The following is a 23248-nucleotide window of genomic DNA, read 5'->3' as shown; positions in this document are numbered from 1 at the left end:
TGCGCTCGCGGTTGGTCCGGCGGCGATCCTCATTCTCGGGCGTCGGCACCCGGACCATCGAGCAGACGCGCGGCTCACCCCGCTTGACGGCCAGCAGGGCGCGGATCAGCGCCTCGCCATCAAGCCGATCCGTCTTGGCGCGACGGTGGCGGCGCGACACTGCGATCGATGCCGCATCGACGATGTGACTTTCGATCCAGTCCTCGCGGTTCAGCACCCGGTCGATCCAGAAGCCGTCCAGCCCCGCCTCCTGGATCACCACCAACGGATAAAAGATTGCGCCAAGATCCACGCGGACAGCGGCTTGTAGCTCGGATTGATCGGCGGTCGAAAGATGCATGAAGGGCCTCCAAAGAGCGAGTTGCGATAGCCCACTCTGTCAGAGTGCGGGCCACGATCCACTCCCCATGGGATCTGCCGGGCCTGCGAGGCCCATGTCGTCCAGGCGCCGGCGCGAGCGCGAGTAATGGACGGGGGCATGGCAACGACGGCGCTGGTGGCGCATGTGGTCGTCTCCAAGTTCGCCTGGCATCTTCCTCTCTATCGTCAGTCGCAGATCTTCTGTACGCATCCGGTGAAGACCGCAGACGTGCGTATCCGGCGGCCTTGAGCACCGCGGTGCTGAGGTCAAGCTTTCGATGGGGAGACGCGATGATATTCTTCGAGAAGGAGTTTGACCTCCTCGATGCCTTCATCGGCGAAGGCCAAGATTCCGCCGTCATCGTTGGCGCCGTACACCCAGATGACGCCGTCCTCGGGCTCGAGACCGAGGGTCAGGTCCTGGATGAGCGCTTCGCTGACGCCGAGGTCCCTGGCGACACGGTCGACGGTATAGACGTGATGCACCTTATTGCGCTGCATGATTAGGCCGCCGCTGGTTGGGTCCGCAGTTGTGCGGATCTCCAATTCCACGGCAGCAAATCATCGATCCGATGAGCTGGGTGGGCTGCGATGCGCGCCAGGATATCGGCGAGCCAGGCCTGCGGGTCGATATCGTTCATCTTGGCGCTGACGGTCAGGCTGTAGAGAACGGCAGCGCGCTGTCCGCCGCGATCGGAACCGCAGAACAGCCAGGACTTTCTGCCGAGAGCGATGCCGCGCAGGGCTCGCTCGGCTGCATTGTTCGATAGGCAGATCCGCCCGTCGTCGAGGAACCGGGCGAAGGATGACCAGCGGCGCAGCATGTAGTTGAAGGCCTTGGTCAGATCATGTCCGCGCGACAGCTTGTCGCGCGTCTCAATCATCCAGGTCTCGAGCTCGGTGACCAGCGGCACGCTCCGCTCCTGGCGCACGGCGTGGCGTTGGGCCGGCGACAGGCCGTTGATCGCGCGCTCGATATCGAACAGGGCATCGATGCGCTTCACGGCTTCGACCGCCAGCGGATAGACCAGGTTGGGCTTCTCGCCGTGCGCCTTCTTGCGCGCCGCCGCTTCGACATCGGCCAGCTCGAACACTTTGCGCCGGCTGTGGGCCCAGCAGCTGGCTTCCAGAATAGGCGCCGGCTGACGGGCCGCCGCATAGAGATCGCCATAACCGCCATAGGCATCGGCCTGCAGAATGCCGCTCCAGCCGGCGAGATGCGCCGCGGGATGTTCGCCCCGGCGATCGCGGGAATAATAGAACACCGCCGCCGGCGGATCGACACCGCCGAATGGTCGGTCATCACGCACATAGGTCCATAATCGGCCGGTATCGGTCTTGCCCTTGGCCAGGACCGGCACCGTCGTATCGTCGCCGTGCAGACGTGACGCGGCCAGCACATGGGCTTCGAGTCGCTTGAACAGCGGCATCAGCGCCGCGGCGCCGGCGCCGACCTGGTCGGCGAGCGTCGACAGGCTGAACGGCACGCCTTCGCGGGCATAGCGTTCAGCCTGGCGGTTGAGCGGCTGATGCTGGCCGAACTTCTCGAACAGGATCATCGCCAGCAGGCCGGGACCGGCCCAGCCGCGTGGGGTGGCGTGGAACGGCGCCGGAGCCTGGCTGATCGCTTCGCAGTCGCGGCAGGTGAACTTCTCCCGCACGTGCTGGATCACTTTCCATTGCCGCGGCACCACCTCCAGGGTCTCGGTGATATCCTCACCCAGCCTGCGCAGCCGATGGCCGCCGCAGCAGTGGCAAGCGGTCGGCGCCGGCTCGACCACGCGTTCGCGCGGCAGGTGCTCGGGAAATGGCTGGCGCGCCGGTCGCTTGCGCATGTAAGGCGCCACCTCGGTGGTCCGGGCCGCGGCCTGTTCGGCGGCGATCTCGTCTTCCGTCGCCGTGCTCTCGAGTTCCTCGAAGGTGAGTTCCATCTGGTCGTGCAGGCGGGCTGAGCGTTCAGAACTCTGACCATGCAGCGCCCGCTGCAGCTTCCGGATCGTCAGATGCTGATGCGCGATCAGCGCCGCATCATCCGATGCCTTGGCCCTGGCGACCGCCAGTTCGGCCTCGACCAGCGCAGCGCGCGCGGCCTCGTCTTCGGCTCTGGCCAGCGCCGCGGTCAGCGCTGCTCTCAGCGCGCCAATATCGTCCGGAACAGCATCCTGGGCGGTGGCAACCATGCCCTGGAGTGAATCATAAAACGCGTCCGCTGACTCGCGGAAAATGGCGCAAACTCAAAGAAAAACTCAGCCCGCGCGCTGCGGACGGAACGTGTGAAGCGGGTTGCGCCAATCGATCCCGTCGAGCATGTAGGCGAGCTGCGCCGGTGATATGGAAACCGTGCCGTCCGCCGGCGACGGCCATAGGAACCGGCCCTTCTCGAGCCGCTTTGCATATAGCGACATGCCGAGCCCATCATGCCAGATAATCTTGATCAGATTGCCGCTGCGGCCGCGGAAGACATAAAGATCGCCGGCATGCGGATCCCGGCCCAACGTCTCCTGAACCTGCAGAGCGAGGCCCTGCATCCCGCGACGCATATCGGTCCGGCCGACCGCCAACCAGATCCGCACCTGGCTCGGGACCGGGATCATGAAACGCCCAGCGCCTTCACCATCGCCGCCGCCAGTGTCGGCGGCGTGGTCAACGGAATCCGCAGCCGCACCTTGCCGGCGATCTCCAGCTCGATCACCGCTGGTGGCGCCGCCGGCACCGAAGCGGCGACAGGCTCATCGGGAACCACGACAACTTCGGCAAAGCCCGTCTCGCGGGCTCTCATCGTGCGGCGCCACTTATAGATCAGGCTGGTCGCGACATCGTACTGGCGCGCTACCGCCGCCACTGTGGCCCCGGGCGCGAATGCCGCAGCCAGTATCCGGCACTGATCTTCTTCACTCCAACGACGACGACGCTCCGGCCCGGTCAATAATGTCACATGGCTCATGCTGTGCTGTTAACTCGCTCGTAAGGACGACCTTAAGAGCGCAGCCTCGCTACCGTGCCATGCTCGCGCAAGGCGGCCCTCGCCGGAGGCGTACGATCTTCTCGGGTTACGCCATCCATCTCGACCGTGGCACGCTCGGCGGCTGGGTCGGACGGGCCGCCTGGTGGCTGAGGCCGCTTTACGATCGCCTGCTTGCCTTCATCCGCTCGCAGCCGCGGTTGTTTTGTGACGAAACGCCGCTGCCGCGACTTGATCCGGGACGCAAGCGGACGAAAGTCTGCCAGTTGTGGGCCCAGGCCGTCGATGATCGTCCATGGCAGGGACCGGCTCCGCCGGCAGTCGGCTATGTGTTTGCAGAAAGCCGGGGAGCCGGAGAGATCGAGGGACAGCTTTCAACATTCGATGGCATTCTCCAGGTTGATGGCTATGCCACAAGGCTCTGGCGCCCCGTTCTCCGCGGTCATGCCGCAACCGGCGACATCATCGCCCCGATCCGGGACACAACGGGGTGAACTCCCGTCTCGGCGAGGCGGGGTCGCCGCCGTTGCAAAGGCGATCGTCGCCACCCGCTCGTACTTCACGCCCAAACGAGTCAAAGCGGCCCGCAGCTGAATCCTGCCTCTGTCAAGCAAGGACAACCGTGCGGTGCTCGTGACGCTTACCCTCACTCAGCAAACACCATCGATGATTTGCGGATAGTTCACGGCCGACGAACTATTGGCCGATGTTGCGCTCCTGCAAGGCGATGATCCGATCAAGTAGCTCGCGCTGGGGGTTCAGGGCGTGGTCTTCTTCCGGCTCCGGCATAGGCGGGGCCCGAGGTGCTTGAGCGCCCTCAAGCCCATGATCTTCGCCATCTTCCTCCAGCCATTGTTTGTCTATAGCCTCATGTACCAGCCTATGTTGGGCCTCCTCATCCAAGGTTGCTTCGTCTGCCTTGTGCTCGAGCCGGTGCTCTTCCGAATAGTGGTCGGCGACATCGTAATATTTCTCGTCCTGACCCACATCGACGTCATCCGTAGCGAAGTGGCTCGCTTGGCCGACTCCGAAGGCATGATCGGCCGCATCGCCAGCGTCGCCTGCCTGGTCCCGCTCGTGCGCGGGTAGCGGCGAGGGCTCAGCGGGCGTTCCGCAGTGTCCGATCGGCTCCGGGTCCGGCAAAGGGCCGGTCTGGCTCTCGAAGATGCGGCTCAGGGTGCGGTCTGAGTAATATTTCACTTTATGAAGGAGCAGCGGCGGCCGGCCCTTTATGAGAACGATCTCGCTGTTCTCATCGATAAGGCGGACCTGTTCCGGTCGTAGCAGGTTGGCTCCCTGCTCCGAGAGCTGGATGTTGGCGTCGAACATACGGCTCTGGCTGAAGGACTTCGACTTGGCCCGGAAGGTATAGTCGCCGATTGACTTTGAAATGTAGGTCGGCGTCTCGTCGTCGGCCGTTGCCATGAAGACCTGCACGCCGGTGTTGCTGAGGAAATTTTCCTTGCCCGACTGTTCATAGGCACTCGTCAAGGCCGACAGGCTCTGGATGATGAACATGAACCGGCCCTTGTAGCCGGCGATGGTGGTGACGGCCGTCTCGACTGCCTCCAGCTTGCCGAGATGCTTAAACTCGTCGAGCAGAAACAGGACCTCGAATATCTCATCCTTGGTTGGCATGGTCCGCTGCATTACCGACACGACCTGTTGGAAGAAAAGGCGAACTAGCGGCGCGATCACCTCAAGGTCGTTCGGGGTTACGCAGAGATAGATTGTCGTCGGGTCGCGGCGCAGATCATAGATAGAGAAGTCGGATGTCGTGGTCGCTGCCTTGATCAGCGGGTCCGCCCACAAGTTGAGGCCACCGTCGCCCAGCACAGAAGTGTAGGAGGTAAGGATCTTGGTGTCGTTACCGGCCATGTTGTCGAAGATGCGCCGCGCCTCTGGACTCTGGCACTCCTCTGCCAGTTGAGCGAAAAGCTTGTACTTTTCTCCTGGCAGCGTGAACAGGTCATAAACCGCGCCGATCGAAGGCGTTCCGCGCTCGATGCAAGCCAGAATGCCGGCGACGAAAAGATCGCGTGCACCGTCGATAAAGCCTTCCGACCCCTTGCCCTTGGGCGCAATCAGGTTGTGAGCAAGACGTCGTGCTTCGCTGAATCGCCGCTCCGGCGGGATCGAGACGATGTCGAGAACTGGATTGTAGCTGTGTGTGCGGCCGGCCCGGTCCATCGGGGCGAACTTGAAGATGCGGTCGCCACGGGCTTTTCGCGCACGCGAGGTTAATTCGAACAACTCCCCCTTGACGTCGAGCGCCAGCACCGAGCCGTTGAAGGTCAGCAGTGTGGGAATGACAACACCGACGCCCTTCCCGGCGCGGGTCGGCGCCACCACCAGGCTATGTGGCTGCTCACCATAACTCAGATATTGCCCGGGCAATCGCGGACCTATTGTTTTACCAAAGATCGGTCCGGAAATCTTTTGGTAGGGCATGATATAACCGGCCTTTTTCATCTCGCCGAAGCGAGCCCAGCGGGCTGTGCCATGGTGCTGTGGCTTGAACACGATGAGAGCCAGAATGAACAAAGTGACAGCGACGGTGAAGCCGGTGACCATTAGCCCACGATAGAAGACGGGCCTCACATCGCCGGCGTAGAAGGGTGTTTCGTACCAGAAAGCAAGGATGTCGAAGCCCTGGATAGCTTGGGACGTGACGCCATGTTGGAAGTTGGCATAGGTGCTCGCCAAGAACAGTCCCGCGACCAGCGAGAACGCCCCACCGAGCAGAACCGTACCCGTCTTCCGGCGCGAGTCCACGGCTCGATCATCCCCGTCCGATACAGGCTACGGCGCGCGCGTCCAGGCCTGCTCTCTTGGCTGCTTCATCGCGGCGTTTCGCTGCTTCCATCATAGCCATTCGCCTGTCATTAGATGATTGGCTATTCGAGGCCTGCGGCTTAACCGCGGCAACAGGGTTCGCCCCGTTGTGGGGCTGCGCGGCATCAGCCTGAGCTCCAAGTCGTTTCAACGCAATGGGAGGAGACAAACCCGGCCGCCCGTCTGCCTGGGCTTTCGCTGCAGCCATCCTAATTCTGGCGAGGTTGTCGTTGGAACTCTCCTTCGATGACGCATTTGCGTCTTCAGCATTTTTTCTGTTGTCGTTGTCCACGAACGTCTTATCGGCGCCAGATCTACCTTGTCGGCCGGGAGGTTGCGGTTTACTGAGATCATCTTGACCCGTGTCGGAATCAATCGCGTTCTTCAGGCTGGCCTGCTCCAGCTCTTTCGCGGCCTCGGCAGTGCGGTTTGTCTGGGAGGGCCGCCGCATGCCGGTTGGCGTGACTAGGACATTCTTCCACGCTTCTTTATGCTGTGCTGCTTCTTCGGCTCCCATTTCGCGCGCCTTACGCTCGTCTCTGGTGAGCCTTTTCAGGTCCATACTAAGCTTCACTCCAAGAATTTTTTTTGATACGATCTTCGTACCATTGGAAAAATACCTGCTCTCGCTTTTGTAGACCTTGCCGAACGTGTGCTTGGCTCCGGTTCGCTGATTTGTCTTCTCATCAAACGTCGCTGATCTTTTATTCAGCAACCTTCGATGGGATCTAATGTTCCTGCCTACCTCGTTGCCATTCACATCCAGGAGAGACTGGTATGTTTTGCTGCCGAAGAGACTCTTAATCTCCGTTTCCTTGGTTCGCCCATCTCGCGATTTTCTCGAACATCTCCGAAACCCGCGCGTTTTGCGTCCAACCAGTTCCAGATTACCATCCTCGTCCCGCTCGAAGACCTCTGTTTTGGAGCCTTTCCTGCGGGTCAGGATGCGATATTTCTTGTTGTCGGGACCACTTTCGTACGGAGCGCTCATCTCCTCTGAAATGGCGCGGAAAATCCTACCATCGCGCAAACGGTTCGTGAAATAGCTTGTGCGGATCAGATTGCCGGTTTCATCGCGTTCCCACCGTTCGCGGAAGCTCCCGTCATTGCGCTCGCGGCTTAGAGAGCGAAGTTCACCCTTGCCGTCAAACTCGTAACTCCTTTTCTTCCGCCATCCCTCCTTCTCAAGTCGGCCGATATAAACATTTCCCGAGTCGGGGTCGCGTTTCAAGACCTCTGTCGTCCTGTTGACAATGCCGCTCCTGCGGGTGCGCTCGCCATCCTTGTGGATTCTCAGCCTCTTGTTGCCTATCAGCTTAAAGCCGACCTCTCCGCGATAGCCCTCCTCGACACTGTCAAAGATGTCCATCTCCTTGGCATATCGCTTTTGCTTGCTTGGTCGCTCGAGCTCTCGCTTTATTCTGCTTGCTTGTTCGGCCGTCTCCAACGCTCTAGAACGCTGATCTTCTGCACGCCTGGCTGAGCGTGCCTGCTTATACCCTGGATTGCGCAATTTAACTGGTTTTTTTCCAATATCAGCCATGTACGGTGCCTTCCTGCAAAAAGATGTCGATTGCCGGCGACAGCAAGGGAGAAATTTGCTCGGCTCATTCTCAACTGCGCCTGAACCGGCTCACGACGATTGCCCGATTCAAAGACTGTTGACGGCGTCGCGTATTCTATCGTTTCGCGCGTCATACCTGCTGCCAGGTGGAGGCTGCGGACTCGCCATGTCTATCACTTCGCCCAAATCGGAGCCGCGAGGCCACAGCAGGCTGTCAGTTACGCAAGTCGGCACATCCAGCTGTTTACCTTCATTCTTCTGCTGAGTAGATCTCTGCAGAGTCTGAGCTAGAGACGTAAATGTTGGTTTCGTATATATTCCGCCCCTTTCGGTTCTTCCATCGTCTGCATAGAAAATCCTGTCCGGCGCATAGGTCTCCATTATGGACACGCCATCTTCAAGCTCAACCGACTCGCCTTCGACAAGGGATCCGTCCACCTCCACAAGTACACGAGAATGTGAGGCGTATTTGTCGAGCATCTGACCCCAAACAGGCTTGAATTTGCCCCACTGCGGATTGATTCCGTGCTCGCTGCACACCTCGTCGAAGTATTCCGGATGCCCACGCGCAACAAAATCCGGCGTGGCGAATGTATTTCCTTCAGGCATTCTTATGATCATCCGGTGATCCATCGCATCCATGGACGGATTTCCTTGAACGGCCGTCACAGCAGGGTCTGTTGTTTCCAGTTCCTTTATAACATCGTTGATCGGAAAGTACATCGTGTCGATCTTTACGTAGGCACTATGAGTATTCCGGTTGCAGCCTCGGTCTTCACCGACATAGTCCCGCAAACGGTAGGTTGCGTGATTAACACCCAGCGTACGTTCGATATAGTTGATGGTTTGGTAGCCGTGGAGTTTCGACTTCAGCCAAATCTGGCCGCCGAGCTCGGCCTCCAATTCCCACGGGGTAGCCTGCTCATAATCATCGTTCGGAAGACGCGAAAACCCCTTTATCTTGCCGTCCGGCCCTCGATGCAGGATGTCTGGTGCCTGTTCGCCGCTTGTGTACGGGTTCTTATAGGCAAAGTCGCGCCTCCTATCCCCTGCTGGCGTTTTATAGATCTGCTTCTCGCCTTGCAGTTTATAGACCGGAACCTTTTCCGGCTTTCCGTCCTTGAACACAGTTTTACCGTTTTGATCTTTCTTAACCGCTTCGCCGCTTTGGTAGAGCTCGTTGTCGCGCTCTGCGGTCAGACCTAGCGATGTCGTTATCTTCCTGAATTCGTGGTCTTTATCGTCCTTAGTTGTCTGTTGGCCGTCCGGTGCCTTTATGGCATGCCAAAGGCCGTTCTTAGTGTAATAGTTATCGTTATACCTTATGTACACAAGTTCCTTGTCTATCTCTTTGGGCGTCTTGCCACCAACCCCTTTAAGCGCCTGAAATTCGGTTCCCTTGAAGAACGTATAAACGTTTCTCTCTGGATTGTCCTCTGCGGCATTCCGATCCACGGGCACTACAGGAATGCCGTACTGTTTAAGTTTGATGTCTCGAACTCCAATCAACATACTTTCGTCCGACGGGAGTTGGGCGACGTTTGCTCGCCGCCCGGCCGCGAGCTTAAGATTTGTCATTCGTCGAGTAGAGACCTCCAGCTCGGGGTCCATCTCGACATCATCTGATTTGGCCCTAGACGCGGCATCCATTTTTTTATTATCGCCCACAGAAATGATCCTTCCGTAGTTTATTACACGTATGTCACTTTATTTTTTTGTTTTTTCGTCTCGGGCTTTCACTGCTCTTTTCATTGCCCTGAGGCGGCGCTCTCGGCCAGCCATGAACAGCTCCGGATTGTCCATCGGCGGGTATTCATCCGCATTCATGGTTGTATTAATCCGACCTGTAGGCCATTCGTCGCTTTCGGTGCGTTTGATAGCTGACTTTGGTGATGTTAAGTTCATTGGTGGAGCCTTACATTTATCGCTTTTCGACTTATTCGTCCTTCTATTTCCAATAGATTGTGCATGTATCTTGAATGGTCAACTGCAATTGTGTTACATCTGAAAGATCAACTGACGTGTTACAATGCCAGGGCGGGGCTGAACGCAGCTTAGCAATCTATGTTTGGCCATGTAAGCTGGTTCGATGCACCAGTTGCCGGGCCATCCATCCAGGCGCTTTCGGTCATGATAAATATCGTCAAGATGTTCTGAACGCGGCCTCTTTCATCCAAACGGCGGGAGGCTGGAGAGCAAAGGCGGGGCTCTGGTGGCGATCGGCCATCGCGCCGGCGATTGGCAAGCCCGAGCAACCAGCACTGCATTCAATGTCATGCGCGCCCTGGCCGGCCACTCCGCTCTTTTGCTCTTTTTGCCATAGGTGATGGCTGTTTTGTTGCGCAAGTTCACACTGCACCCACAGCGTGAGCCAGCCACGAACGCCCTCATCAGCGCTATCGGCGGGTGACTTTCTTTTCGTTGTCAAAGAAAGTGCAAAGAGCGGAGCTAGCAAGTTTACGGCCGAAGGCCCGAGCACTTTCGAAACCCAACGGATCAAAATGCGCGAGGGCAATATCAACCAGCCGTCGCGGCATCATGCGCGACGTCGCAACGATGGCTAAGGGCTCCTCAACCGAGTAGGCCGGCGCGATTTCGGTGAACGAACCGTTGGGCAGCATCAACTCGTAGTCGTCCAAAGCACGCCGCAATATCATCTGCAGGGCCTTTGAAGGGCGAGACTGGGCACTCAATGCGTCAAAAGTCGCAGAGATGCCGCGGGCGGGAAGCGGAGCTGACAGAAACACCTGCACCTTCGGATCCGGGTCGTTGCGTTCGTTCGAAAAAAGAACGGTCCTTCTCGCGGCCAAAGCCCGGACCGCTACTGTTCTGTTGCCCGTCTGGCGACTGGTCGGCTCGCTTGATGCGATCGCTGCTGGCGGATTTGAGGAGGCCGGCAGGCTCGCCTGGAGAGCCCTCTGCGATTGGCCCCCCGCAAGCACCGAAACAGCCGGTTTGCGGATACCCATATCAACCCTCCAATGCCTTCTCTACGAAAGCACCGATCATGGCAAGCTCATCCAATGCGTGCTGATTGTTGCGCAACATCAGTCGCAATGCGGGAGTGTGGGACATATTCGCGACCGTCATGTGCAACATCCCCCGCTCCTTCATGGCCGCGAAGGCATCCCGCTCATACATGGACACGTCAAAAACTGGGAGAAGCTCTAGCATGTCGTAGGCGGCCTGTTGAGAGACCGTCAGTCTGCCAATAGGAACTCGCTGGCGAAGAATGGCGGTACGCGTTTGCAGTGCCTCCGCCAATAGCAGCTCGACGATGTAGCGATAAGTCGCAAGCGCTTCATCGATGTCCAGAGGTGTCAGCATGGTTGGCACCAGCAGAAAGTCGGAGCTGGCGACAATAATATTGTTCAGTTCACTCAGACCGCCATGGGTGTCGGCCAGCGCGTAATCGAATCCAGCAGCCTCAGCCCGTTGATATGCGTCCTCAAGGAGAGGCAACTCATCGGCGAGGAACACTTCACATTGATGATCCCAAGCGTCGTTTCGAAGAGCGTTTTCTTTCCACTTCGTAAGGGGGCGGTTTTCGTCAGCCTCGAACAACGCCACCCTCTTCTTCTTCGAGGCGAGCGAGGAGCACAGCCCCATTAAGGCCGTGGTTTTACCCGCTCCGCCTTTGAACGAGCAGAAAGTAATCAGTCTCATGTCGTAGTTTGCCTGTGCCGGGATGCTTCCAAAAGCTACATTCATTCATGTATCAAGTACTGCGTTTATGCCGAAAACTGCGCCTGTGTCAACGTAGCTGCCGGCCAGCAAAATGCAACACTTCGTTGTCGTGGAACTACAACTGTAACCTTTTGCTTGTACCACTTGTGACGGATGCCTCTATGATATCTCATGTGAGTTTCTCGTGCCATTTTGCAAAGATACTACTTTCTATGGATGGGGACTGGGGATGACAGAGGAGAACCTTCCTAACCTATTCGATGATGCTTCCATATGTAGAAGACGAAGCTCTGCGATAGTTGACCCTCTTGGCTATAAGATAGTCAGCGTGCGGTTGCGGTCGGCTGAATTTGAGTCTTTCTCGGAACAGGTGCGGGCGCTCGGGCTGACAAGAAATTTGGCCCTCCGCATCGCAGCGCGTCGGATAGCAGGCTTCCTGGAAAGTGACGCCGACACTCGCCAAAACCTCCAGGAAATTACCAGCAGCATTGGTCAGATCGCCGATGCGCTCAGCGACATGAGCCGGACTGCAAGTCGCGACGGTAGGGTGGATATCGAACGCTTCGAGAGCCATAGGCAGCAGTTTGGCCAAGAATTCGCCGCCCTCGATGCCCTGCTTCGCACAATACTGAACATTTCCCGACGGCGGCAAGACGGCCGAAGATTATTGCAGGAGAGCGTACGGTGAGGGGATTTTCTGGGAACGTCGCTGTCAGGTGGCCAAGATGCCCCCGCAAGCCATCATAAGAATTGTGCCTCGAGGCGGCGCTCGTACCGCACGCCAAATCCGGGATCAGCTGAATTACCTGTCTCGCGAGGGCACCATTGACCTCCTGCGATCCTCGCGTCATCAGGGTGTTGCGGTGCCATACGATCGGCTTCACGAGATGGCACGCAGTTGGGCCGAGCAAACCGGCAACTATCAACCTGGCCAGCCAGAGGCAGAAAGCAATCAGGACCTGACCACGCACATCATCGTCAGCTTTCCGCGAGGCACCGATGCCAATAACGCACACGCTGCCGGCCGGGCGTGGGTGGAAAACATATTCGGTTCGGGGGGCCAGGGCGGTACATTCGACTACATCACTGCCTTTCATGTCGACCGGCAACATCCACATTTGCATGTGGTGGTCAATCGCAGGGCGCTGGAAGGCCACTGGTTGAAAATCTCACGCCGCCATCCCCATCACAATTACAACAATATGCGCGCAGCGCTTGTTAATGCCGCGTATGACAACAGTATCGAATTGGATGCGACCTCGCGTGCTGAGCGCGGCATCATGGAGCGACCGATTACCTATGCGGAGTTCCGACGCAGGCAGAGGGCTGGAGAAACCATTGCGATTCGCCCGCACCCAGAACCCGATGTTCCCGTCACTCCCAGAGGATCACCCGAACCCCCAAACCTTGGCGACGGTGACAGGGGGCCAAGGCTCGGCGGCGGTCCACATGGACCAAGTCACGGAGACGCCCCTGGGCAAGCATCCGGGAGCAACGCCGGACCGGCAACCCGCGACAATACGGTCGATGAAATTCGTATGGGCGACGATTTTGACTCGGGAAGGCGAAGCGACTCCGGTGGGCAGGGACAAGCTGCGGAGCACGGTACACAGGATGAGAGCGGTTTCGAGCAACAGCGCCAAGCCCGGCGGCGCCAGCGCCCGGAGACGGAAACTGAAGACGCCGGTTCCAATGCACCCCAGCACCCACGGCAGCGCCGCCGCTACGCCCCCGGCATCACCGAAACCCGGGCCCAGCGAGCGGCCCGTGAACAGCGCGAAGCCGATGAACACGCAAGTCGGCACGTCCAAAGGCCTGAAGAGCTCGATTCGGAGCGGCCGGAGCAACGTAAGCGCCGTCGCTACGGCCCCGGCATCATCGAAGCGCGGGCCCAACGAGCAGCCCGTGAACAGCGCGAAGCCGATGAACACGCAAGGCGGCACGTCCAAAGGCCTGAAGAGCTCGATCCGGAGCGGCCGGAGCAACGTAAGCGCCGTCGGTACGCCCCCGGCATCATTGAAACCCGGGCTCAACAGGCGGCCCGTGAACAGCGCGAAGCCGATGAACGCGCAAGGCGGCATCACCGCCGTGAGCCCGATCCGCAAGACCTCGATCCTAATCAACCTCGGCGCCTTCGCAGCGGCCGCGTGGTCGAACGATAGCGCCATGACCAGGCGGTTCTCGCTGAGTACGACCATGAGCAATATTGAAACCACAGATGCCAAGCCTGACTCAGGAGAACGCGAAAAAAATTCGGACTCGCGCGAATTCTGGAGGCAGCGAAGATGAAACCGACACTGACCATTTGCGCCAATCCGTCCCCCTGGCCGAGTAAAACGATATGAGCTGACCCGTCTAGGCGCCACTCCCCTGCTACCCACCGTTCATCGCTGCTGGCCCACTCGAGGCTGTGCAAAAGCTTTGCAAACAACACCGAGCTTCCACACCGCGAAGATTCAATCAGGATGATGTTCTCCTTGCCGTATACACACTCTCAAACCTTCCACGCCCTCACCAACGTCGGCTCGGACTCTTCCTGTGGTCCTTGTTCGCGCAAGTAATCCATTTGCCCGCCGCCGCGCTTCGGTTTGCTCCGACGGTTCTTCGGTCTCGCCGCCGGTTCGGGCGCATACAGATGTGATTCATCTTCCGCCAATGCCCTCTCGTGCGAACACTTCAGTGTCTCGCAGAAGCGTATGACCGATCTCGCAACGCGATCTGCTGGCGCGAATCATTAGTGTGCGGAGCTAAGTTTCCCCCGACTGCGCGGGATCAGATTATGCATCGCATTCAGTGGTGTTGTGTAGGTCCGGCATTCGGGCAGGGCTCAAGACAAGAGCAGGCGCAAACCAGCTCTCTTTTCAAGATGGAGACCCGATGACGACCACAAACGAATCCCCCCGGCAGAGTCCCCTTAGTCGACGGGCCTTCACATTGGGTTGCGCGATCGCCCTTGCAAATTCGGTGACCATGCCGAGTTGGGCTGAAAACTTAATCGGCATCGTCGTTACCGTTCGCGGAGCGGTCAATCGTAAGCGTCAGGCCAAACTACAGCCATTGATTGTTGGCAGCGATATCAATGACGGGGATATTGTGGCGACTAGTCGCAACAGCTACGCTGAATTAAAACTCACAGATGGCACTCGCATCTTACTCGGTAGCGAAACCGAGTTTGTCATCGATCGCTTCGCTGCCCTTCAGGGCGGCACCCTGGAACTAGTCACGGGAAAGATGGTCTTCGACCGTCCCGAAAAAATGCCTAAGATTGATGTCTCGGTACGAACTGTTTTTGGGATGCTGGGGGTGCGCGGGACAAAGTTCTTCTGTGGTCCAAACCGCGGGGTTCTTGCAATCATTGTTGAGCACGGCCTGGTAACAGTTGAAGCTGGCGGTATGTTGCAACCTGTTGGGTCTGGTGAGGGTCTGGAAATCACACGGCCGGGCGCACCCCCCAGCAACTTTTCAATGTGGGATGAGAAGCGCATAGCTGAGGCTTATACGAGCATCACCTTGGCTAGCTGACTGGTGGTTCAGCTTCGAGCAGTGTGGTGAACAGCTCCAGCTTCCCAAATCCCGGTATCTGGTGCACGTCGAGGGATTGGAGCGTCCGCCTGCTTTGGGCGGCCGCATTTGGGCCGATGCAGATTGCCGTACCGAGCGTCTTGTTGGCTTCCTGAAGCCGAGCGGCAAGATTGACCACACTGCCGTGCGCCGTGTAATCGAGCTTGGCACCCCTGCCGACTTCGCCTAGCACCGCAGTTCCCGTTTCGATACCTATGCGGGTGCGCCCGAACTCATGTTTAGCGAAGTTGGGTCGTTTGCGCATCTCATCGGTCAGCGCCTGGATGGCCTCAGCACAGTCCAAAGCCTTGTTCACATGATTGGGCAGGTCTTCAGGAGCGTTGAAAAATGCATGTACTGCATCGCCTACGACCTTATCCACCATTCCGCCGTGCGAAGCAATTAATTCGTTGACCTCTGCATAGTAAATGTTGAGAAGCCCAACGATATCGCAAGGACCTAAGTCCTGATAAAGCAGGCAAAAGCCTTCTATGTCCGTAAAAAGCGCCGTTACCTGCCGCTCCTCGCAAGCTATACAGTCACCTTTCGGGCTATTAATGTAACGTTCTACCACGGACCCCGGAAGATACTGGGAGAGTTTGTAGCGCGCCCTCGCCTCCGCCTTGCAGGTCGACGCAAATTGGGAGGTGCTGCTGCAAGCAAGAGCAGCGATAAGGGACAGGCTAAGCCCGATCGCGTCAAATAGAAGCGCCCATTTGGCGTAGGTCACGACCGCAGCCCCAAAAATTCCGGCAATAAGCAGAAGGCCAAGCACCGTCGATATGATCGGCCGTGTACGAGTCCCAATCAGCGCCATGAGGCAGCCGCCCAAGAACGTCAAGAAGGCTTCGATTATCGGCGTTGTACTGTTGCGATGTGGGATGAAACCGGTTATCACGGCGTTGGCTATATCGGCATGGATTTGAACGGAAGGCTCCAATGGCATGGACGCGGTCGGCCGTAAGCCACCGAGTTGAGGAAGACTACTGCCGATAAATACAATTTTGTCGGCAAACGGTTTGCCAACGATTCTCTTATTCAGGACATCAGCCGCCGAAACCGTGCGCGCCGCAATAGCCGTAGCTGAGCTGGAGGCGAAGCGAAAACTACCATCAGCATCGAGTTCGACCCGACGCTTTGCGAGCCTGACCCACACTGGGTCACCTCCTATAATGGGTGGCCGTTTGCCGAAAGCTACCCGTGCTGCCTCTATCCCGAGTGCCGGATAGACTTCGTTGCTTAGGACGACAAAGGCCTGGGCCCGCCGAACATGAGCATCCTTGTCGCCAATGAGAAATGCTGCCGCGACTGAGCGGGCACGCATTTGAAAGGCAGAGCAGGAAGTCTCCGCCCCATCAATGAACCAGAGCGGCGGAATCGTGACAGGGCGGAGAACACCAACCGGTGGTGCCGCCTTGGGCCTCCTCTCTGTGTTGTCTCCAATCAGAAATCCAAGCGTAACCGGCGCTGACGCGATGGCTTGCGCCAGTGCATTATTTCTTTCTAGGCCCGGGTCGCAAGTTCCGCCGAAAACGATGTCAATAGCGATTGCCCTCGCGCCACCTTCTGAGATCTTGGCTACAACGCTTGCCACGTCTGAGCGGTCCCACACACTATTCGCATCTTCCCGAAATAACTTTAGATCGAAATCGACAACCGAGATCTCTGTTGCGCGTGGCGGGGGAATCCATTGAGTTAGCGTATCAAAAAACTGCTCACGCTGGACATCGAGGTATGAAGTTAGCGGCGACAACAGGCTAAGAGCCGACAGAGCGCTTGAGGCAACACCTGCCAAGATGGGCTTGACTTGTAGCAGCCTCATGCACAGCTCCTAAAGCTCACTTGGCTCAGCAATCCGCTGTAAGCGTTCTGTGTTGCATTCGATTATCCCGTTGATACGCCTGATGGCGCCGACCCCCTCTATCGCGAGTACAGCCCGATTGATTTTTGGCCTGCTTGCTCCCAGAATCTCAGCCAGGTCCGATTGGGTGAGCGATAATCTGAGATTGGCGCTTACCGGCAACTGATTGCCGTGGATCTGCCTCAGGATCCCGAGGAAAAAACGGGCGACCCGGGAGTTCAAACCGTAAAGGGCAATTGTTTCCAGCTGTTCGGTCGTGCCCCGCAATCGTGAGCATAGGTAACGGATGATCGCTGAGGCCGCTCCTGGCGTAAGTGTGACAAGATCTATAAAAGGCTGCTTAGCAATCACGAAACCCTCGGTAGCTACCTGCGCCGTGGCATCGGCTGATCGAGGCCGATCGTCTAGCAGGGCCATCTCGCCAAACAGTTCTCCGGCTTCGATTTGTTGCAGCACTAACTCACGCCCCTGCGGAGTGATCAGAGATAGCTTGATGCGTCCAAAGATCACGCCAGCCATGTAATTTCCGTCGTCACCTCGCTGGAATATTACTGTGTCTGGGAGCCATCTGCGGTAGCTTGAGATACCTGCAAGCGCGGCGATCGTTGTATCGTCGAAGTCTCGAAAGATCGGAAAGGAACGCCAGAAGGCAGGGCTTCTAACCATCTTGGTCATATTGTATCCTCTTCAAAAAATGCCCCCTGAGAACGACGACAGGCTCGCCCGGCACATCGCTGAAAAACGGCTTTAGAGAGGGGCGTCTGTGCTCGAAGGATCTGACCGACGACGCCCGTTCCGCCTCCAACACGTCTTCGCCGTCGTCGGCTTTCAACTCCTCGAGCAACTGTTCGAGAAGCTGGCTATCGCGCTTCAGCTTCTCGATCCCCAGCATGAGCCGCGCGATAAACGCATTCGCGTGCGAGTTTATGGCCTGCGCGCGGGCGGCGAGCGCTTGCGTCTCCCGGCGGAGGGCACGCTCGGTGAGGATCCCCACGTACACGCTGACAAGATCACTACAATCCTGTTTCATAACGCCCATCTTTCTATGTTGTTGAAGGGAATAAGTTTTCCTGATCTCGATGCGATCCTGTGGGGTGTCGAGGGTTCTGCCGGGCGCGATCGAGGATCTGATGTGCTTGTGGGGTGGCGAGTTTTGAACGGCTGAAGATCCATGGGCCGTCGGGTAGCGAATGAGCCCCCTCGATCTGGCCGGCCTCGGCCGCCAGACGCAGCGTTTTTGGCGTTATCCCGAGCAACTTCGCCGCACCGCCCAGATTAAGCCACGGCTCGACCCCGTCGACCTGGGGACGGAAGACCGGAATCTTGCGATATGACCTCAGTGCGGTGACCCGCTCCCGTGTCCACCGATTGCCATTGCCGGTCGTCAGTCCGTTGCGATTGAGGACACAGGCAATCACATCGTCATTGGCGATAAGGACGAGCTGTCGTACGGCGTCGACAATATCGTCAGGCGTCGCGTTTCTTTGCCCGCGGCGCCGCTTCGGCAGGCGCAGCTCGGTGTGGACACCACCAATCCAATGGATGGCGAGGACGATCTCGGAGGTTCCATCATCGAGATCGGCAACCACTTCATTGATGAGCGTTCGCACGATGCGCTTCTTCAGCCTTGCATCGGTTGTCGGCGCCGTCCAGACGGCGCGGAGGTTCCCCGCAAGTGCGGCTACCTGGGATGCGGACATGGGGATCGGCTGCGGCGCAACCGTCCGATGTTTGGCAATCTTGGCTTCGATCTCGCCGGCGCGAGCGAGCGCCTTGTTCCAGCGTGCTTCGAGCTGCGACGTCACCAGCCTGTTCTCCGGATCAGCCGCGTCGTATTGCCGGAATGCCCGGTCGGCGGCATAGCGCGCTGCCTCGAGGTCGCGCAGCAGGGCATCCTGAACCTGGTCGCGTTGGTTGGCCATACGGCGTTCCGCCTCGATGGCGGTGGCAATGGCTCCTGGTTCGACCACCCCGAGCAGCGCCTCCTCGATCGCATCATCGACCCGCAGACCGCCGAAGGCGATGCAACGTGGTTCGCCGTTGTCGAGCAACCCTCGCCAACAGGAATAGCGCGGGATGTTATGGTTGGCTCCTGTGTAACGAACCGTCAGCTTCCGGTCGCACCTTTTGCAGCGGAAAAGGCCGGCAAGCAGAGCGTCGCCATGCTTCGGCGCTCCATGATGGCGACTGGCCGGTACATTGTCGCTGACCATCTTGCGGATCTCCTCCGCCCGTTCCCAACTGACGTAACCTTCGTGTGCATCCGGGATCAGCGCCAACCATTCATCACGCGCCTTGCGGCGAATTCCAGATCGGCCACCGTATCCCGGTACGGAGCGACTCTTACCATAAGCATAAGCGCCGCCGTAGATCGGGTTCGCAATCATCCGGTGTATGGTTGCATAGTTGGGTCTGCGCCAGATGACATCACCGTCCGCGCGCCTGACCGGCAAATCCAACCCGTGTTCGAGGAACCATAGGAGCGCCTGCCGTGCACTGCCAAGTTCGGCGACTTTGTTGAAGACCAACGCAATGGCGTCCTGGATGCGCCGGTCGGGATCTTTCTCGATCCTGTCACCGACCTTCAAAAAGCCGACCGGGACCGTGACGACAAGCTCTCCGCGGCGTGCCTTCTCGTAGCGGGCGGAAAGGGAACGCTGACGTAAGAGATCGAGCTCATACTCGTTGAGGCTGCCCTTCAAACCCAAGAGCAGCCGCTCATTGCCCTGGCGTGGTGCGTAGACCGCTTCTTGGTCGATCAGAACGGTATCAACGACGCGGCACATCTCGATGAGCTGCTGCCAATCGCGGCTGTTGCGGGCAAAACGCGATACCTCGCGTGCCGCTACCGCCCCCACCTTGCCAAGGCAGACCTCGGCGACCATCCGGTCAAAACCAGCGCGGGTTACACCACCGGCGGCCGAACGACCAAGATCGTCATCCACCGTCTCAATGCGCGACCAACCAAGTGCTGTCAGGCGATCGCGCATGGCGTATTGAAGGGTACTGCTTTCGCGATTGTGCAGAACCTGGTGAGCCGAGGACTGCCGAACATAGAGAATAGCCTTCCGCTGCAGATGGTGCGGCCCGATCTTCTCATGCATCATGACCGGCCTCCTTCTGCTGGGAGGCGCGCCCGCAGTTTGCGTGATCGACGAACAGCCGCACGATGAGAACCGTCAGCGCCTGGCGGGTTTCCTCCGGCAACTCCGGCCATTGCGGCATGCCTGCGGTCATCCCCCTCTGCGGAGCCGAAAACAGATCGAACTGGTATGTCATGGACTGGCGAGGCATGGACATCTCTCCGACTCGTTTCGTGAGAGACCAATGCTGCGCCCATTACCGCAGATTGCGATGAGGCGTCGGCGTCTTCCAGTAACTTTGCCAAAGCATGCAGGCTCGCGAGATCGACGTGCGGAACCGGCAGGCTGCGCCAATATCCGCTCACGGAGCGGTCGAACATCCATGCTGGGACTTCAAGAAGCCGATCAGAAGAAGCACCAGAAAGGCTGCAGCGGAAAATATCCGTACCTTTGGCCAGCGCCTCATGGACATGCACGAGCTGACCGCACCAAGGATGCCACGGATATAAAAGCTCGCGAACCTCCGTCCCGTGGGTGTACTGTCGTCGTGTTGTAGGAGGCTGATCGGCCGCATCGGTCATTGCCTGAATGGAATCGCCGTGCCAGGGGTTTTGCTTACGCAGATACCCTGCCTTAGAGTCCGTTTTGAAAATCAGGGACGGGCGTTTCTGCGGACAAGATTGCCGCCCATAGGGACGAGGATCATGCCGTGAGAGACGTCGATGCGGCAAAGTCTCGGCGTCGAACTCCTCGGCCAGGGCCTTGGCCGAGATCGGCTTATATTTGTCGGCACGGCCGACTCGAGACGGCGGCCGACCTCTTCCGCTCCAGGGCTTGGGCGGCAGCGGGCTCTCGCCTGAGCGCCAGACGCTGAGTGTGGGCTGAACGCCGACAACATAGGTCAGGCCGAGCTCGGACAGGCCCGCGCGGAAACCGCTGTCGGCGCCACATCCGGCGTCGGCCAGAACCACGCCGGGCGCGACGCCTTCGGCCTTGGCCGTCCTGATCTGCTCGACAATCTGCGGCTTGGTCCGGAACGTGATCTCTGCCGGAGTCTTGGCCGTCTTGCGTTGTTCCGGATCCTCCGCCCAGCTCTGCGGGAAATACAATTGGCAGGCGATCGGAAGCGAGGCTGCGTCATTTGCGATCGATAGGCTAACCGCAATCTGACAGTTGTCCTGCTTGCCCATCGTCAACAATTGCCGGCGGGTCTCGCTATCCATAGCGCCGTGTCCGTGGCGTTCCATCGCTTCGACCAGGCTTGGCAAGAGCGGGTGTAGTCGCTTCCCGCAGATTCGATCCGATGCCTCCCAAACGACGACGAGAGCGGCGCGCACCTCAGCACCGTAACCCGCCGCCCCGGCCGAGGACCATTCTTCGCCGGCGCGCAGTCTCCTCACAGCAGTCGCATCGCATGCTTGCGATGAAAGCCAGTGAGGGCCACGAATTCGTCCAACATCCTCGCCTTTTCGGCCCGCCCGCCTAAAACATAGCGTCCACTGATCGCCGCCACCAATTCCGCTCGTGTCGCCATGCTCACCTTCCTCATCACAGCTCCCGAAGTTGTTGATTCGGGAGCAAATTAGATGAGGCAACAAGTATTTTAGGGAGCAGTTCAGGCGAGGCAATGCGAGGTCTCTCCCAGATCGCCGCGCATACTCGTCGTCTCCGACACCCACCAAGGCATCAAGGCGATCGTCACCAAGGTGCTGTGCGCGACGTTGCAGAGGTGCCGCGCGTCCACTTCATGAGGAACGTGCTCGCCCACGCCGGCAAGAGGCGGCCGATTCGTCGTCTCAGCCTTCATTCCCATCGCCTCCCGCAGAGACGCCCGAAGCCGCCAATGCCAGAACGAACTCTGATCCTGAGAGGCAACGAGTGAACTGCTTTTGCGCTGCTCTCGCCTATGACTGTTCCGGTGCAATCCGGAACCAGGGCTAAGCCCGCTTGGCGTCTATACTGAACACATAACCGATGCCCCGCGCGGTCTTTATTATTTGTGGTGCACGCGCATCCACTTCGATCTTTCGGCGCAAGCGCAGAACCTGAACATCGACGCTGCGATCGAAGATGTCCTCGTGAATGCGGGTGGCCCGTTGAAGGTATTCTCGGGACAATGGCTGATTGGCCGCCTCGAGAAAGGCAACCAGAAGAGTGTATTCTCCCTTTGTGAGCGGTACTGCCCTGCCCGAAGGGTGACGGAGCTGTCGAGTCCTCAAGCGGAGCTCCCATCCGCCGAATAACCATCTTCCCGATTCTGTCTTCGGCTGGTTTTGCAGGGAGGGGGCCAAACGCCGTCTGACAAGGGCGTTGATGCGCATCGAAAGCTCCCGCATTGACAACGGCTTACTCAAATACTCGTCTGCACCGGCTTCTAGCCAGGCCAACATATCGTTCTCGCTGCGGTGGTTCCCAGTGACGACGATGGGTATGCTCCCGCCGTCGCGGAGATTGCGCATGATTTCGGCGCCAACACTGCAATCAAAACCCAAATTGGCGATGATAACGTCCGGCTCTCGCTTTTCGCGTAGTTCTAACGCCTTCGCGTGCGTATGTGCCACAGTGGTTGACATGTCGCACCTCTGCAGGTGCTGTTCCACTGTTTTGATAAATGCAAGATCATCGTCAACTATAAGGACGTTTACTGTCTTGCATGCTTCATTCATGCTTTTTTCTCCACTCGCGCCCACCTGGTCGGCGCTGGTTTGGCCGCAACCTTCCAACTGCAGTTCACTGCTTAGCTGGACGCATTTGGGTGCAGCAGCCGCCTCCAATTTGCACGGCCTTGGGATTGCGGCTGTAACCGAAGGAACTTGATTTCGTAGCGCTGCCGCTTAAGGCGTTGGGCAAGTGCCGTGGCCTTTTGGTGTTCGCGTTCGCTTCCGCTAAACGTCCCTCGAATCGGGTTGGAGTTTTCCGCGCCATTTCCGGACGGCGAGGGCGACGCGGTGACGGCTGACGATCCTCGGGTAATTGGCATCGGGCTGCGCCTGCCCTGTTCCAATGGCTTCAACGCGGAAGCGCCACTCGTCACCGTAGTCGTACAAGAAGGTCATTGCCGAGCCCACCTTCTGGAAGGCTGTGGTGACGCGCGTGCCCTTCACGCTGCGAGAGCCGCTCCCCTCTATGTCGGCGAAGAGTTCGAACCGCTGGGGCGAGTCGAACAGCTTTCCCGTCAGTTTTGAATAGAAGCCGTAGGCGTGGTCCATGTCGAAGCCAAAAGCCGCTACGATGGCTTCAGCCAGATCCGCTAGCCCGTCTTATTCATGACGGATCTGGGTTTGTTTGCCGCTGAGCGGCGGACAGGTGGCGGCTCGGCGTCTTTTTCACCGCGG

20 protein-coding genes and 5 pseudogenes are annotated in these 23248 nt (G+C 58.5%); 6 read left to right on the top strand and 19 right to left on the bottom strand.

Going from position 1 to position 23248, the window contains the following annotated elements; translation table 11 throughout:
• Window positions 1-271, bottom strand: a pseudogene (locus NKG99_RS32680) (IS110 family transposase); the annotation flags it as partial.
• 132 nt (window positions 272-403) lie between these two features.
• On the opposite strand from NKG99_RS32680, the pseudogene NKG99_RS32675 reads away from it, so the two are divergent.
• Window positions 404-562: pseudogene (locus tag NKG99_RS32675) on the top strand (IS66 family transposase); the annotation flags it as partial.
• Between the two features lie 65 nt (window positions 563-627).
• On the opposite strand, the gene NKG99_RS32670 reads toward NKG99_RS32675, so the two are convergent.
• From NKG99_RS32670 to tnpA, 4 genes are all read right to left on the bottom strand, one after another.
• Complete coding sequence (locus NKG99_RS32670; protein WP_352873429.1) at window positions 628-861, bottom strand: hypothetical protein; 234 nt, start codon at window positions 859-861, stop codon at window positions 628-630.
• Between the two features lie 2 nt (window positions 862-863).
• Window positions 864-2540: an IS66 family transposase gene (gene tnpC / locus NKG99_RS32665; RefSeq protein WP_352873428.1), complete on the bottom strand. Its 1677-nt coding sequence runs from the start codon at window positions 2538-2540 to the stop codon at window positions 864-866.
• Window positions 2541-2606: 66 nt separating this feature from the next.
• Complete coding sequence (tnpB, locus tag NKG99_RS32660) at window positions 2607-2954, bottom strand: IS66 family insertion sequence element accessory protein TnpB (RefSeq protein WP_127297977.1); 348 nt, start codon at window positions 2952-2954, stop codon at window positions 2607-2609.
• Complete coding sequence (gene tnpA, locus NKG99_RS32655; RefSeq protein WP_286438114.1) at window positions 2951-3304, bottom strand: IS66-like element accessory protein TnpA; 354 nt, start codon at window positions 3302-3304, stop codon at window positions 2951-2953. Before tnpA ends, tnpB begins: the two co-directional genes overlap by 4 nt.
• A gap of 119 nt (window positions 3305-3423) precedes the next feature.
• On the opposite strand from tnpA, the pseudogene NKG99_RS32650 reads away from it, so the two are divergent.
• Window positions 3424-3736: pseudogene (locus NKG99_RS32650) on the top strand (IS66 family transposase); the annotation flags it as partial.
• A 282-nt stretch (window positions 3737-4018) separates the two neighbouring features.
• On the opposite strand, the gene virD4 reads toward NKG99_RS32650, so the two are convergent.
• The 6 genes from virD4 to NKG99_RS32620 form a co-directional block, all read right to left on the bottom strand.
• Window positions 4019-6097 (bottom strand): type IV secretion system ATPase VirD4, encoded by a 2079-nt coding sequence (virD4, locus tag NKG99_RS32645; protein ID WP_502913107.1) that lies wholly within the window; start codon window positions 6095-6097, stop codon window positions 4019-4021.
• A 7-nt stretch (window positions 6098-6104) separates the two neighbouring features.
• Window positions 6105-7700, bottom strand: a complete 1596-nt coding sequence (locus NKG99_RS32640) for an effector protein (RefSeq protein ID WP_352873427.1) — start codon at window positions 7698-7700, stop codon at window positions 6105-6107.
• A gap of 108 nt (window positions 7701-7808) precedes the next feature.
• Window positions 7809-9389, bottom strand: a complete 1581-nt coding sequence (locus NKG99_RS32635; RefSeq protein WP_352873426.1) for a VirE2 family protein — start codon at window positions 9387-9389, stop codon at window positions 7809-7811.
• Window positions 9390-9428: 39 nt separating this feature from the next.
• Window positions 9429-9626, bottom strand: coding sequence for a hypothetical protein (locus NKG99_RS32630; RefSeq protein ID WP_352873425.1), 198 nt, complete (start codon window positions 9624-9626; stop codon window positions 9429-9431).
• A 491-nt stretch (window positions 9627-10117) separates the two neighbouring features.
• Window positions 10118-10690 (bottom strand): VirC2 family conjugal transfer protein, encoded by a 573-nt coding sequence (locus NKG99_RS32625; protein WP_352873424.1) that lies wholly within the window; start codon window positions 10688-10690, stop codon window positions 10118-10120.
• 1 nt (window position 10691) lies between these two features.
• Window positions 10692-11387: a conjugal transfer ATPase VirC1 gene (locus tag NKG99_RS32620; protein WP_352873431.1), complete on the bottom strand. Its 696-nt coding sequence runs from the start codon at window positions 11385-11387 to the stop codon at window positions 10692-10694.
• A 250-nt stretch (window positions 11388-11637) separates the two neighbouring features.
• Between NKG99_RS32620 and virD1 the strand changes: the two genes are divergently transcribed.
• The 3 genes from virD1 (at window position 11638) to NKG99_RS32605 (ending at window position 14930) form a co-directional block, all read left to right on the top strand.
• Complete coding sequence (gene virD1 / locus NKG99_RS32615) at window positions 11638-12096, top strand: T-DNA border endonuclease subunit VirD1 (RefSeq protein WP_352873423.1); 459 nt, start codon at window positions 11638-11640, stop codon at window positions 12094-12096.
• A 175-nt stretch (window positions 12097-12271) separates the two neighbouring features.
• Complete coding sequence (locus NKG99_RS32610; protein WP_502913108.1) at window positions 12272-13570, top strand: relaxase/mobilization nuclease domain-containing protein; 1299 nt, start codon at window positions 12272-12274, stop codon at window positions 13568-13570.
• Window positions 13571-14285: 715 nt separating this feature from the next.
• Window positions 14286-14930 carry a FecR family protein gene (locus tag NKG99_RS32605; RefSeq protein ID WP_352873421.1) on the top strand — a complete coding sequence of 215 codons (645 nt, stop codon included), beginning with the start codon at window positions 14286-14288 and terminating at the stop codon, window positions 14928-14930.
• On the opposite strand, the gene NKG99_RS32600 is transcribed toward NKG99_RS32605, so the two are convergent.
• The 6 genes and pseudogenes from NKG99_RS32600 to NKG99_RS32575 form a co-directional block, all read right to left on the bottom strand.
• Window positions 14923-16791, bottom strand: a complete 1869-nt coding sequence (locus tag NKG99_RS32600) for a CHASE2 domain-containing protein (protein WP_352873420.1) — start codon at window positions 16789-16791, stop codon at window positions 14923-14925. The genes NKG99_RS32605 and NKG99_RS32600 overlap by 8 nt on opposite strands.
• Before the next feature lie 9 nt (window positions 16792-16800).
• Window positions 16801-17505: a Crp/Fnr family transcriptional regulator gene (locus NKG99_RS32595; RefSeq protein WP_352873419.1), complete on the bottom strand. Its 705-nt coding sequence runs from the start codon at window positions 17503-17505 to the stop codon at window positions 16801-16803.
• Window positions 17489-17860: a hypothetical protein gene (locus tag NKG99_RS32590; protein WP_352873417.1), complete on the bottom strand. Its 372-nt coding sequence runs from the start codon at window positions 17858-17860 to the stop codon at window positions 17489-17491. The genes NKG99_RS32595 and NKG99_RS32590 overlap by 17 nt, the downstream gene beginning before the upstream one ends.
• A gap of 13 nt (window positions 17861-17873) precedes the next feature.
• Window positions 17874-19937, bottom strand: a complete 2064-nt coding sequence (locus NKG99_RS32585) for a recombinase family protein (RefSeq protein ID WP_352873416.1) — start codon at window positions 19935-19937, stop codon at window positions 17874-17876.
• Window positions 19938-20665: 728 nt separating this feature from the next.
• Window positions 20666-21103: pseudogene (locus tag NKG99_RS32580) on the bottom strand (transposase); the annotation flags it as partial.
• A gap of 206 nt (window positions 21104-21309) precedes the next feature.
• A complete protein-coding gene (locus NKG99_RS32575) occupies window positions 21310-21447 on the bottom strand; it encodes a hypothetical protein (protein WP_352873414.1) in 138 nt (45 codons plus the stop codon).
• Window positions 21448-21571: 124 nt separating this feature from the next.
• Here NKG99_RS32575 and NKG99_RS32570 point away from each other — a divergent pair.
• Window positions 21572-21742: pseudogene (locus NKG99_RS32570) on the top strand (transposase); the annotation flags it as partial.
• 108 nt (window positions 21743-21850) lie between these two features.
• Here NKG99_RS32570 and NKG99_RS32565 read toward each other — a convergent pair.
• Window positions 21851-22579: a winged helix-turn-helix domain-containing protein gene (locus NKG99_RS32565; RefSeq protein ID WP_352873412.1), complete on the bottom strand. Its 729-nt coding sequence runs from the start codon at window positions 22577-22579 to the stop codon at window positions 21851-21853.
• A gap of 219 nt (window positions 22580-22798) precedes the next feature.
• Window positions 22799-23158, bottom strand: coding sequence for an IS1096 element passenger TnpR family protein (locus NKG99_RS32560; RefSeq protein ID WP_352873430.1), 360 nt, complete (start codon window positions 23156-23158; stop codon window positions 22799-22801).
• Between the last annotated feature and the right edge of the window lie 90 nt (window positions 23159-23248).

It is taken from the genome of Mesorhizobium sp. M1409, from assembly GCF_040317535.1.
Classification (GTDB): Bacteria; Pseudomonadota; Alphaproteobacteria; order Rhizobiales; family Rhizobiaceae; genus Mesorhizobium.
Note: the sequence above shows the minus strand (reverse complement) of the source record. Positions and strands in the feature narration are given on the sequence as shown.